Below are 11,832 nucleotides of genomic sequence, written 5' to 3'. Positions count from 1 at the left end.
CGCCCGGTTACATTCCGAACCCGGAAGCTAAGCCTTACAGCGCCGATGGTACTGCAGGGGGGACCCTGTGGGAGAGTAGGACGCCGCCGAACAATCTTTGGAAGGACCCCTGGTCGCCAGCGTTCAGCTGGGGCCAGGGGTCCTTTTTGTATTTATGCTTGCAGTACCCGAGACAGGAGTCACCGATGTCCACCAACTCTCCCGACGACCGACCGGAGCGCGACCAGCGCCGACGGGACAGTGGTGACCGCTCGGACCGTGGGGACCGTGGCGGCCAGCGCGGCGGCCCCCGTCGCGGCAACGACCGCGACCGTGGCTTCCGCAGGGACGGTGACCGTCCTCCCTTCCGTCGCGACGACCGCGACCGGGACCGCACCGGTGACCGGGACCGCAGCGGCGGCCGGCCCGAGCGAGGCGGCTTCCGTGGACGTGACGACAACCGCGACAACCGCGGGGACGATCGAGGCGGGTACCGCGGCCGTGACGACCGCCGTGACGACCGTCGCGATGACCGTAGGGACGACCGGCGTGACGATCGGGACCGTGGCGGTTACCGGGGTCGTTCCGACGACCGTGGCGACCGAGGTGGCTTCCGTCGTGACGACAACCGCGGTGACCGTGGTGGCTTCCGTCGTGACGACCGCCGTGACGACCGTAGGGACGACCGGCGTGACGATCGGGACCGTGGCGGTTACCGGGGTCGTTCCGACGACCGTGGCGACCGTGGCGGCTTCCGTCGTGACGACAACCGCGGTGACCGTGGCGGTTTCCGCCGTGACGACGACCGTGGGTACGGCCGCCGTGACGACCGTCGCGATGACCGTAGGGACGACCGGCGTGACGACGACCGTGGGTACGGCCGCCGTGACGACCGTCGCGATGACCGTAGGGACGACCGGCGTGACGATCGGGACCGTGGCGGTTACCGGGGTCGTTCCGACGACCGTGGTGACCGTGGCGGATTCCGCCGCGACGACCGCGACCGTGGCGGCTTCCGGAGCGGCGGCGACAGCCGTACCGACTCCCGTGGTGGCGACCGGGACTCCCGTGGCGGCGCCTTCCGGCGTGACGACCGTGACCGTGGCGACCGTGGCGGCTTCCGCGGCCGTGACGACCGCGACCGTGGGCGCGGCCCGCGTCGGGACGACCGGGGCGGCCGTCCCGGTGGGTACCGTGGGCGCGACGACCGCCAGGGCGGCGGCCGGTTCCGTGACGAGCGGGACCGTGACCGCGAGCCCATCAAGCGGCTGCCGATCCCCGAGGACGTCACCGGCGAGGAGATCGACAGGGACGTCCGGCAGGAGCTGCAGAGCCTGCCCAAGACGCTCGCCGAGGACGTCGCCAAGAACCTGGTGATGGTCGCCCGGCTCATCGACGAGGACCCCGAGCGCGCCTACGCCTACTCCCGTATCGCCCTGCGGCTCGCCTCGCGCGTCGCCGCCGTGCGGGAGGCGGCAGGATTCGCCGCGTACGCGACGCAGAAGTACGGCGAGGCCCTCGCCGAGTTCCGTGCCGCGCGGCGGATGACCGGAACCGTGGAGCTGTGGCCGTTGATGGCGGACTGCGAGCGCGGTCTCGGCCGGCCGGAGAAGGCGCTGGACATGGCCGGCGCCCCCGAGGTGCAGAAGCTGGACAAGGCCGGACAGGTCGAGATGCGGCTCGTCGCGGCCGGCGCCCGGCGCGACATGGGCCAGCTGGACGCGGCCATCGTCACCCTTCAGAGCTCCGAGCTGGCGTCGAACTCCGTGCAGCCGTGGACCGCGCGCCTGCGGTACGCGTACGCCGACGCGCTGCTCGCCGCCGGCCGTGAGGGCGAGGCGCGCGAGTGGTTCGCCAAGGCCGTCGAGGCCGACCGGGACGGCAGCACCGACGCCTCGGACCGGCTGGCCGAGCTGGACGGCGTCGAGTTCACGGACGCCTTCGTCGAGGCCGAGGCCGAGGACCAGGCCGCCGACGGCCGTGACGAGCAGGGCGCGCACGACGACGACAAGGACTGACGTCCTCGCGGCACCACGCACGTGGAGAAAGGGGCGGGCCCCCGGCACTCAGCCGGGGGCCCGCCCCTTTCCCGTATGTCCCGACGCCTCAGAGGTCCAGCGCGCGCAGCACCAGGCCCGACGCCGGTTTCGGGCCGAACGACGTCGACTTGCGGGGCATCGTCACCCCCTGGCGGGCCAGCTCCCGCACCACGTCCTCGTGCACGGGATGCATCAGCACCGCCGTACCGCCGTCGCGTCGGGCCTTGTCCACCGTGGCCGCCGTGTCGTGGATGTACGCGATGTGGGCGGGGTCGTCGGGGACGCGCCAGACATGGTCAAGGAGCGTGACGTGCAGGACCGTCGCGTCCAGAATGCGCCAGGCCTCCGGCCGGTCCACGGGCACCGTGCGGTCCAGCAGCGCCGGATCCGGCCGGTCGACGAGGTGGAAGGCGCCGTCGTCCCCGGTGAGGAGGAACGCGTTGCTCTCCTCCGCCGCCTGGGCCAGCGCGTCCATCGCCTTCGACAGCGGCAGATCCAGGCGCCGGACGCGGAAGGAGCCGTCCAGGGCTCTCAGGGCCTCGGCGACCGGCAGGTCGTGCAGCAGGCGGTGGATGGCACGGACCCGCAGAGGATAGCGGGCCGTGTCGACCAGGAGCACCAGGCCGTGGTCCCACGGGCTGGGGGAGGGGTGCTCCGCGCGCAGCCTGTGGTAGGTCGCCCAGCGGTGGTGGCCGTCGGCGATCAGCGCCTGGTGGGCGGACAGCTCGTCGCGGATCACCGCCAGGTCGGCCGGGTCGGTGACCGGCCACAGGCGGTGGTGGACGCCGTCCTCCGTGGTGGTCGCCAGGAGCGGCGGCCGCCCGGCCGTGCGCTCGATCACGTCGGCCGTGCCCGCCGCCGTGGCGTCGCCCCGGTAGGTGAGGAGCAGCGGCTCCAGGTTGGCGCTGGTGGCGCGCATCAGGTCCGCGCGGTCCGCGACGATGTGCGGCATGACGTCCTCGTGCGGCAGCACCAGCTGCTCGTCCGGTTCGGAGACGCGCAGGGCGCCGATCACGCCGCGCTGCACCAGGCCGTCGCCGTCGCGCTGCTCGTAGACGTACAGGCCGGGTACCGGGTCGGGGGTGAGGACGCCCTCGGCGCGCCAGCGGCGGAGCGTCTCGGCGGCCTGGGCGTTGCGCTCCTCGGGTGTGGCGGCCTCGGGCAGGATCAGCCGGACGATGTTGTGGGGGTCGGCGGACTGGAGGTGGTGCAGGCCGTCGGGGCGGACCACGACGTCGTAGGGCGGTGACGTCACGGCGGCCAGGCTGCCGACCCGGTCGGGGTCGTAACGAAGGCCTCGGAACGGGGTGAGTTCCAGGCCTCGCGGCGCCGTTGCCTTCGAGTGACCTGCAGTGTTCATCCCGGCATCGTACGGGTGTCGGTGCGATGGGGGATGATCGGGGGAAAGCCGTCGAACGAGGAGCGATGCGGAATGAGCCGGAGCGTCAGGACGAGGCCCGAGGGCAGTGGCCAGGCCCTGATCGAGGCGTACGACACGGCGCTGCTCGACCTCGACGGAGTGGTGTACGCGGGCGGCAACGCCATCGAGCACGCCGTGCCGTCCCTCGCCGTGGCGCGCGACGGCGGCATGCGGCTCGCCTACGTCACCAACAACGCGCTGCGTACTCCCGACGCGGTGGCCGCGCACCTGACCGAGCTGGGCATACCGGCCGAGCCCGGTGACGTCATCACCTCGGCGCAGGCGGTGGCGCGGCTCATCGCGGACCAGGTGCCGCAGGGCTCCCGGGTGCTGGTGGTGGGCGGTGAGGGCCTGTGGGTGGCGCTGCGCGAGCGCGGTCTCGAGCCGGTGGAGTCGGCGGACGACGAGCCGGTGGCGGTCGTGCAGGGGTACGGCGGCCCGGAGCTGGCGTGGGGGCGGTTCGCCGAGGCGAGCTACGCCGTCGCGCGCGGGCTGCCGTGGTTCGCGTCCAACACCGACCTGACGATCCCCAGCGGCCGGGGCATCGCGCCCGGCAACGGCGCGGCGGTGGAGGTCGTGCGGATCGCCACCGGTGCCGAGCCGCAGGTGGCGGGCAAGCCGCTGCCGCCGATGCACCGGGAGACGATCCTGCGCACCGGTGCCGAGCGGCCGCTGGTGGTGGGGGACCGGCTCGACACGGACATCGAGGGCGCGTTCAACGGCGGGGTCGACTCACTGCTGGTGCTCACCGGGGTGACGGACGGCGCGCAGCTCCTGGCGGCGCCGCCGCGGCACCGGCCGACGTACGTGGACGCCGATCTGCGAGGGCTGCTGACCGGGCAGCCCGAGGTCGTCGGGGACGACGGCAGCTTCCAATGCGGCGGGTGGACGGCGACGGCCGGCGCCGGGCGGCTGGAGCTCGACGGGGACGGCGGTCCGGTGGACGGGCTGCGGGCGCTGTGCGCGGCGGCCTGGACGGCGGCGGGCGAGGAGGCGTGCCAGCTGGACACGGGTAAGGCGTTGGCGCGGTTGGGGCTCTGACGGTCCGCCGGTCACCGGATCTTGATCGATTCGGAGGATAGGCTAACCTAACCGGGTGTTGGTCGAGAGTCCCCCCGAACAGCGCGCGGAGACCGCCTCCGCGCCCACCGGCCGCCGGGCGATACGCGCGGCCGGTCTGCTCGTGTCCCTCGCGGTCCTGGTGCTCGTCGCGCTGGCGAGCATCGCGGTCGGCGCGAAGGAGCTGTCCCTGGGGCAGGTGTGGCACGGGCTGTTCGACGCGGCGGGCACCTACGCCGACACCGTGGTGTCCGACCGGCTGTCCCGCACCCTGCTGGGCCTGCTCGCCGGCGCCGCCCTCGGCCTCGCCGGGGCCGTGCTGCAGGCGCTGACCCGCAACCCGCTGGCCGACCCGGGACTCCTCGGTCTCAACGCGGGCGCCTCCGCAGCGGTCGTCACCGCCATCACCTTCTTCGGCGTCACCTCCCTGTCCGGGTATGTGTGGTTCGCGTTCTGCGGGGCGGCCGCCGTCGGCGCCGTAGTGTGGTTCCTCGGCGGACGCCGGGGCGCCACCCCCGTACGGCTGGTGCTCGCCGGCACCGCCATCAGCGCCGCGCTCTACGGCTATCTCCAGGCCGTGATGATCCTCGACGACGCGGCCCTCGGCCGGATGCGCTTCTGGACGGTCGGCTCGCTCGGCTCCGGCAGCGACGAGGCCGTCATGCAGGTGGTGCCGTTCCTGGTCGTCGGCAGTGTGCTGGCGCTGCTGCTCGCGCGGCCGCTGAACGCCATGGCCATGGGGGACGACACGGCCAAGGCGCTCGGCGCCGACCTCAACCGCACTCGCGCGCTGTCCATGCTCGTCGCGACGATGCTGAGCGGCGCCGCCACCGCCGCATGCGGTCCGATCGTCTTCGTCGGCCTGATGGTGCCGCACGTGGTGCGCTCCTTCACCGGACCCGACCAGCGCTGGATCCTGCCGTACGCGGCGGTCCTGTCGCCGGTGCTGCTGCTCGGCGCGGACGTGCTCGGCCGGATCGTCGCCCGGCCCGCCGAACTCCAGGTGGGCATCGTCACCGCGATCATCGGCGGCCCGGTGTTCATTCTTCTCGTACGACGGCGGAGGACGGCCCAGCTGTGAAGACCAACCGTGCGGTGCGCTTGCCCGGTGGCCTCTCGGTCCGGCTGGACGCCCGTGCCTTCACCGTCGTCGTGCTGCTGATGCTGCTGGCGCTCGGCGCGAGCGTGCTGCTCATCGGCACCGGGGACTTCCCGATGTCCGCCTCCGACGTGCTGACCACGCTCGTCGGGCAGGGCAACGAGGGGCAGGAGTTCATCGTCACCGAGCTGCGGCTGCCGCGGGTCCTGGTCGGGCTGCTGGTCGGCGCCTCCCTCGGCATCGGCGGCGCCCTGTTCCAAACCATCTCCCGCAACCCGCTGGGCAGCCCGGACATCCTGGGCCTCGGCCAGGGCGCCACGGCAGGCGCGCTCACCGTCATCGTGCTGTTCTCCGGCACCGCCAACCAGGTGGCTCTCGGCGCGCTCGCCGGCGGTCTGATCACCGGCACCGCCATCTACGTCCTCGCCTGGAAGCGGGGCGTGCACGGCTACCGGCTGGTGCTGGTCGGCATCGGCGTCTCCGCCGTCGTCACCGCCGTCAACGGCTATCTGCTCACCAAGTCCGACATCGTCGACGCCGCCCGCGCGGTCGTCTGGATGACCGGGTCCCTCGACGGGCGCGACTGGGACCAGGTGTGGCCGCTGCTCGCGCTGTGCGCCGTCCTCGTCCCCGTCGTCCTCGCCAACTCCCGCGCCCTGCGCATGACGGAGATGGGCGACGACGTCTCCAACGCCCTCGGTGTGCGCGTCGAGCGGCTGCGGCTGGTGCTGATGCTGTCGGCCGTGCTGCTCACCGCGTCCGCGACCGCCGCCGCCGGACCCGTCAGCTTCGTCGCGCTCACCGCGCCGCAGCTCGCCCGGCGCCTCACCCGGTCGCCCGGACCGAACCTGATCGCCTCGATGTGGATGGGGGCCGCCCTCCTGGTCCTCGCCGACTTCGTCTCGCAGCGGGCGTTCGGCGCCGAGCAGCTGCCCGTGGGCGTGGTCACCGGCGTCCTCGGCGGCGTCTACCTGCTGTGGCTGCTGGTCACCGAGCGCAGGGCGGGCCGGATATGAGCGGCGTCGAGAAGAAGAACACCCGAAGGAGCACCGTGAACCGTCTAGCCGCCGAGAACGTCACCCTGGCCTACGACCAGCGGGTCATCGCCGAGCAGCTGTCGGTGGAGATTCCGGACCACTCCTTCACCGTCGTCGTCGGCCCGAACGCCTGCGGCAAGTCCACCCTGCTGCGCGCCCTGTCGCGCATGCTGAGGCCCGCCGAGGGCCGGGTGCTGCTCGACGGGCAGGCCATCCACTCCCTGCCGGCCAAGAAGGTCGCCCGCACGCTCGGCCTGCTGCCCCAGTCGTCCATCGCGCCCGACGGCATCACCGTCGGCGACCTCGTCGCACGCGGCCGCTACCCGCACCAGAGCCTGCTGCGCCAGTGGTCCTCCGACGACGAGCGGGTCGTAAAGGAGTCGATGACCCGCACCGGCGTCGCCGACCTCGCCGAGCGGTACGTCGACGAGCTGTCCGGAGGGCAGCGGCAGCGCGTCTGGATCGCCATGGCCCTGGCCCAGGAGACGCCGCTGCTGCTGCTCGACGAGCCGACCACCTACCTGGACATCCAGCACCAGATCGACGTCCTGGACCTCTGCGCCGACCTGCACGAGGAGCAGGGCCGCACCCTCGTCGCCGTACTGCACGACCTCAACCACGCCGCCCGCTACGCCACCCACCTGATCGCCCTGCGCGAGGGCCGGGTCATCGCCCAGGGCGCCCCGAAGGACATCGTCACCGCCGAACTGGTGCAGGAGGTGTTCGGGCTGCGCTGCCAGGTCATCGACGACCCCGAGACGGGCACCCCGCTGGTCGTGCCGGCGGCCCGTCCGTCCCGGGCGGCCAGGCGTGAGACCACGAAGGTCTGAGGGACTAGAGGAGCTTCCGCAGCTGGAACAGGTCGCGCAGACCCGCCTCCAGCCGCACGCGCCCCGAGGCCCACGCCCGCGCGAAGTGCAGCTCCCCGTCGACCAGGGTCACCAGGTCGTCGCCCGTCATGGCGAGCCGTATCTGCGCCTTCTCGCGCGGCGGGCCGGGGTGCGTCTCCGAGACCTCGATCCGGCCGCCGGTGAGGCGGCCCGCGAAGGTCACGTCCAGGTCCGTGACGTGGCAGCTGACCGACCGCTCCATCGACGCCGCCGCGCGGACGTCACCCTCGGCCCTGCCCATGCTGTCCGAAAGCTTGTCGAGTGCCGCACGGCACTCCTCGATCGTGGCCATCGCGCACGACGGTACCCCAGCCGTTCGCGGTAGCGTCGGGGCATGAACGACGCAGTGCCGCAGGCGGCGGACACGGAGCCGGACACCGGGGGCCCGCAGGACGGGCCGCCGGAGCAGGCCACGCCGCAGCCGCCGTACGACGACGGGCCCGCCGGACCCGCACCACTGGGCGTGCCGCGCACCCCGACCGGGAACGCCGAGGTCGACGCCCATGTGGAGCGGCTGGCCGACGCCGACCACCTCACCACCGACGGCCACCTCGAGGTGTACGAGGATGTACACCGGGGGCTGCGCGACGCGCTCACCGCGCTCGACGCCCGCCCGGGTCCCTCACCCACCGCCCCGCACCGGGGCACACCGGGGCACCCGTCCCAGTCGGCACACGTACACAGGAGCTGAACCGAACGTGGCAGGAGTCGCACGCCGCCGTCTCGACGCGGAGCTGGTCCGCCGTAAGCTGGCGCGCTCGCGCGAGCACGCCGGCCAGCTGATCGCCGCCGGGCGGGTCAGCGTGGGCAGGACGGTGGCGACCAAGCCCGCCACCCAGGTGGAGACGGCGGCCGCGATCGTGGTCGCCGAGGACGCCGACGACCCCGACTACGTCTCGCGCGGAGGTCACAAACTGGCCGGGGCGCTCGACGCCTTCGTGCCGCGAGGGCTGGTCGTGAAGGGGCGGCGGGTGCTCGACGCGGGCGCCTCCACCGGCGGTTTCACCGATGTGCTGCTGCGCTCGGGCGCCGCCCACGTGGTCGCGGTGGACGTCGGATACGGACAACTCGCTTGGTCCCTCAGGCAGGATGAACGCGTGACCGTCAAGGACCGTACGAACGTACGGGAGTTGACGCTCGAGGTCATCGATGGGGAGCCAGTGGATCTTGTCGTGGGGGATCTTTCGTTCATCCCGCTCGGACTGGTGCTGCCCGCTCTGAAGCGGTGCGTGACGCCGGACGCCGATCTGGTGATGATGGTCAAACCGCAGTTCGAGGTGGGCAAGGAGCGGCTGGGCAGCGGCGGTGTCGTACGCAGCCCGCAGCTGCGCGCCGAGGCCGTCCGTGGGGTGGCCGCCAAGGCCTGGGAGCTGGGGCTCGGGGCGAAGGGCGTGACGGCGAGTCCGCTGCCCGGGCCCTCCGGGAATGTCGAATACTTCCTGTGGCTGCGGGCCGGGGCACCGGAACTGGACCCGGCCGATGTTGACCGTGCTGTGGCGGAGGGGCCGCGTTGACACAGAACCGTGCTCGTACTGTTTTCCTGCTGGCCCACACCGGGCGGGCCGCGGCCATCCGCAGCGCCGAGCTCGTCGTCAAGGGCCTGCTGCGCTCGGGGATCGGCGTGCGGGTGCTGGAGGAGGAGGCCCGCGACCTGCCGCTCCCGGACGACGTGGGGACGGTCAAGGAAGCCACCCCGCAGTGCCTGGACGACTGCGAGCTGCTGATCGTCCTCGGCGGTGACGGCACGCTGCTGCGCGGCGCCGAGTTCGCCCGCGCCTCCGGGGTGCCGATGCTCGGCGTCAACCTCGGCAGCGTCGGCTTCCTCGCCGAGGCCGAGCGGGACGACCTGGAGAAGGTCGTCGACCGGGTGGTGAGCCGGGCGTACGAGGTCGAGGAACGGATGACCGTCGACGTCGTGGTGCACCGCAACGGCGACATCGTGCACACCGACTGGGCGCTGAACGAGGCGGCCGTGCAGAAGGTGTCCGCGGAGCGGATGCTGGAGGTCGTCCTGGAGATCGACGGCAGGCCGGTGACCGGGTTCGGCTGCGACGGCATCGTGTGCGCGACCCCGACCGGGTCCACCGCGTACGCGTTCTCCGCCGGCGGGCCCGTGGTGTGGCCCGAGGTCGAGGCACTGCTGATGGTGCCGATCAGCGCGCACGCGCTGTTCGCCAAGCCGTTGGTGACGTCGCCGAACTCGGTGCTGGCGGTGGAGGTGCTGCCGCACGTGCCGCCGGGGGTGCTGTGGTGTGACGGGCGGCGGACCGTCGAGCTGCCTGCGGGGGCGCGGGTGGAGGTGCGGAGGGGGGCTGTGCCGGTCCGGCTGGCTCGCCTGCATCACGCTTCGTTCACGGACCGGCTGGTCGCGAAGTTCGCCTTGCCGGTGTCGGGGTGGCGCGGGGCGCCGCACTAGCGGACGCGATGCGGCGGTTGCCCGACGCGGGCGGCTGCGGGTCGTTCGTGGCTTGTCGCGCAGTTCCCCGCGCCCCTCGGAGTGTGTCCACTCCCGTGGGTGACAAAGGCGGGGCGGTCGCACTCCGCCGCACGGACCTCGTATGGTCGTGTCCGTGCTAGAGGAGATGCGGATACGGTCGCTCGGTGTCATCGACGACGCTGTGGTGGAGCTGTCGCCCGGCTTCACCGCCGTCACCGGTGAGACGGGTGCGGGCAAGACCATGGTGGTCACCAGCCTGGGCCTGCTGCTGGGCGGGCGGGCGGATGCGGCCCTGGTGCGGATCGGCGCGCGCAACGCCGTGGTCGAGGGGCGGATCGCCGTGCCCGAGGGCTCGCCGGCCGTCGTGCGCGCCGAGGAGGCCGGGGCCGAGCTCGACGAGGGGACGCTGCTGGTCAGCCGTACCGTCTCGGCCGAGGGCCGGTCGCGGGCGCACCTGGGCGGGCGCAGCGTGCCCGTGGGGCTGCTCGCGGAGCTCGCCGACGACCTCGTGGCCGTGCACGGGCAGAGCGACCAGCAGGGCCTGCTGAAGCTGTCCAGGCAGCGCCAGGCGCTCGACCGGTACGCCGGGTACGCGGTCGCCGTGCCGCTCGGCAAGTACGCGGAGGCGTACAAGCGGCTGCGGGCGATCTCCGTGGAGCTGGAGGAGATCACCACCCGTGCGCGGGAGCGGGCCCAGGAGGCCGACATGCTGCGCTTCGGGCTGGAGGAGATCGCCGCCGTCGAGCCGCGCGCCGGGGAGGACACGGAGCTGGCCGAGGAGGCCGAGCGGCTCGGGCACGCCGAGGCGCTCGCGTCGGCCGCCGCCGTCGCGCACGCCGCGCTGGCAGGCAACCCGGAGGACCCGGAGGGCGTGGACGCCGGGACGCTCGTCGCGGGCGCCCAGCGGGCGCTGGAGGCCGTACGGGCGCACGACCCGGCGCTGGCCGCGCTGACCGACCGCATCGGCGAGATCGGCATCCTGCTGCGCGACGTCGCGGGCGAGCTGGCCGGTTACGCCGACGACCTGGACGCGGACCCGCTGCGGCTCGCGGCGGTCGAGGAGCGCCGGGCGGCGCTGACCGCGCTGACCCGCAAGTACGGGGAGAACGTCGCCGAGGTGCTGGCCTGGGCGGAGAACAGCGCCGCGCGCCTCACCGAACTGGAGGGCGACGACGAGCGGATCGGCGAGCTGACCGCCGAGCGTGACGCGCTCCGCTCCGAACTGGGCGCGCTCGCCCAGGAGTTGTCGGAGGCGCGGACGGAGGCGGCGGAGCGGTTCGCGGCGGCCGTGACGGAGGAGCTGGCGTCGCTCGCCATGCCGCACGCGCGCGTGTCCTTCGACATCCGGCAGACCGAGGACCCCGACGGGGTCGAGGTGGACGGGCGCACGGTGGCGTACGGGCCCTCGGGTGTGGACGAGGTCGAGCTGCTGCTCGCCCCGCACCCCGGGGCGCCGCCCCGGCCGATCGCCAAGGGCGCCTCGGGCGGTGAGCTGTCGCGCGTGATGCTGGCCGTGGAGGTCGTCTTCGCCGGGACCGACCCGGTGCCGACGTATCTCTTCGACGAGGTGGACGCCGGCGTCGGCGGCAAGGCGGCGGTGGAGATCGGACGGCGTCTCGCCCGGCTGGCGAAGAAGGCGCAGGTCGTCGTCGTCACGCACCTCCCGCAGGTGGCCGCGTTCGCCGACCGGCAGCTTCTGGTGGAGAAGACCGACGACGGCTCGGTCACCCGGTCCGGCGTGAAGGTGCTGGAAGGCGAGGACCGTGTGCGGGAGCTGTCGCGGATGCTGGCCGGCCAGGAGGACTCCGAGACGGCGCGGGCGCACGCGGAGGAGTTGCTGGCGGCGGCGCGGGCGGACGCCTGAACCGTGCC

The 11,832-nt window shown here is 73.2% G+C and carries 12 protein-coding genes and 1 rRNA gene; 11 read left to right on the top strand and 2 right to left on the bottom strand.

Translation table 11 applies throughout. The features are described 5' to 3' along the window. The 3 genes from rrf to ACF1AG_RS28455 form a co-directional block, all read left to right on the top strand. Positions 1 to 92 (top strand): 5S ribosomal RNA (gene rrf, locus ACF1AG_RS28465); the annotation flags it as partial. Between the two features lie 175 nt (positions 93 to 267). Beyond that, positions 268 to 1,356 carry a hypothetical protein gene (locus tag ACF1AG_RS28460; protein ID WP_387796888.1) on the top strand — a complete coding sequence of 363 codons (1,089 nt, stop codon included), beginning with the start codon at positions 268 to 270 and terminating at the stop codon, positions 1,354 to 1,356. Then, on the top strand, positions 1,248 to 1,997 hold the full coding sequence (locus ACF1AG_RS28455) for a hypothetical protein (protein ID WP_387796890.1): 750 nt from the start codon (positions 1,248 to 1,250) through the stop codon (positions 1,995 to 1,997). Before ACF1AG_RS28460 ends, ACF1AG_RS28455 begins: the two co-directional genes overlap by 109 nt. 88 nt (positions 1,998 to 2,085) lie before the next feature. Here ACF1AG_RS28455 and ACF1AG_RS28450 read toward each other — a convergent pair whose 3' ends face one another. After that, the gene (locus ACF1AG_RS28450; protein WP_391810600.1) at positions 2,086 to 3,378 is read right to left on the bottom strand and encodes a DUF1015 domain-containing protein; all 1,293 of its coding nucleotides are present in this window, start codon (positions 3,376 to 3,378) and stop codon (positions 2,086 to 2,088) included. Positions 3,379 to 3,450: 72 nt separating this feature from the next. On the opposite strand from ACF1AG_RS28450, the gene ACF1AG_RS28445 reads away from it, so the two are divergent. From ACF1AG_RS28445 to ACF1AG_RS28430, 4 genes are read left to right on the top strand one after another with little or no spacing between them, the layout of a single operon-like run. Continuing rightward, positions 3,451 to 4,479 carry an HAD hydrolase-like protein gene (locus tag ACF1AG_RS28445; RefSeq protein WP_387796557.1) on the top strand — a complete coding sequence of 343 codons (1,029 nt, stop codon included), beginning with the start codon at positions 3,451 to 3,453 and terminating at the stop codon, positions 4,477 to 4,479. Positions 4,480 to 4,534: 55 nt separating this feature from the next. Next, positions 4,535 to 5,578 carry a FecCD family ABC transporter permease gene (locus ACF1AG_RS28440; protein ID WP_387796559.1) on the top strand — a complete coding sequence of 348 codons (1,044 nt, stop codon included), beginning with the start codon at positions 4,535 to 4,537 and terminating at the stop codon, positions 5,576 to 5,578. Then, positions 5,575 to 6,612 carry an iron chelate uptake ABC transporter family permease subunit gene (locus ACF1AG_RS28435; RefSeq protein ID WP_359606678.1) on the top strand — a complete coding sequence of 346 codons (1,038 nt, stop codon included), beginning with the start codon at positions 5,575 to 5,577 and terminating at the stop codon, positions 6,610 to 6,612. Before ACF1AG_RS28440 ends, ACF1AG_RS28435 begins: the two co-directional genes overlap by 4 nt. Then, entirely contained in the window at positions 6,609 to 7,463 is an 855-nt protein-coding gene (locus ACF1AG_RS28430; protein ID WP_359606676.1) for an ABC transporter ATP-binding protein, read from the top strand. Before ACF1AG_RS28435 ends, ACF1AG_RS28430 begins: the two co-directional genes overlap by 4 nt. A 4-nt stretch (positions 7,464 to 7,467) precedes the next feature. Here ACF1AG_RS28430 and ACF1AG_RS28425 read toward each other — a convergent pair whose 3' ends face one another. Further along, positions 7,468 to 7,815 (bottom strand): sterol-binding protein, encoded by a 348-nt coding sequence (locus ACF1AG_RS28425; RefSeq protein WP_359606674.1) that lies wholly within the window; start codon positions 7,813 to 7,815, stop codon positions 7,468 to 7,470. Positions 7,816 to 7,857: 42 nt separating this feature from the next. Here ACF1AG_RS28425 and ACF1AG_RS28420 point away from each other — a divergent pair, with 42 nt between their 5' ends. The 4 genes from ACF1AG_RS28420 (at position 7,858) to recN (ending at position 11,824) form a co-directional block, all read left to right on the top strand. Next, complete coding sequence (locus tag ACF1AG_RS28420) at positions 7,858 to 8,214, top strand: hypothetical protein (protein ID WP_387796561.1); 357 nt, start codon at positions 7,858 to 7,860, stop codon at positions 8,212 to 8,214. Between the two features lie 7 nt (positions 8,215 to 8,221). Beyond that, complete coding sequence (locus ACF1AG_RS28415; RefSeq protein WP_387796563.1) at positions 8,222 to 9,037, top strand: TlyA family RNA methyltransferase; 816 nt, start codon at positions 8,222 to 8,224, stop codon at positions 9,035 to 9,037. After that, on the top strand, positions 9,034 to 9,939 hold the full coding sequence (locus ACF1AG_RS28410) for an NAD kinase (RefSeq protein WP_359606668.1): 906 nt from the start codon (positions 9,034 to 9,036) through the stop codon (positions 9,937 to 9,939). The genes ACF1AG_RS28415 and ACF1AG_RS28410 overlap by 4 nt, the downstream gene beginning before the upstream one ends. Before the next feature lie 142 nt (positions 9,940 to 10,081). Then, positions 10,082 to 11,824, top strand: a complete 1,743-nt coding sequence (gene recN, locus ACF1AG_RS28405) for a DNA repair protein RecN (RefSeq protein ID WP_387796565.1) — start codon at positions 10,082 to 10,084, stop codon at positions 11,822 to 11,824. Positions 11,825 to 11,832 lie beyond the last annotated feature (8 nt).

The sequence above is a fragment of the Streptomyces sp. NPDC014764 genome, assembly GCF_043082785.1.
GTDB lineage: Bacteria > Actinomycetota > Actinomycetes > Streptomycetales > Streptomycetaceae > Streptomyces > Streptomyces althioticus.
Note: the sequence above shows the minus strand (reverse complement) of the source record. Positions and strands in the feature narration are given on the sequence as shown.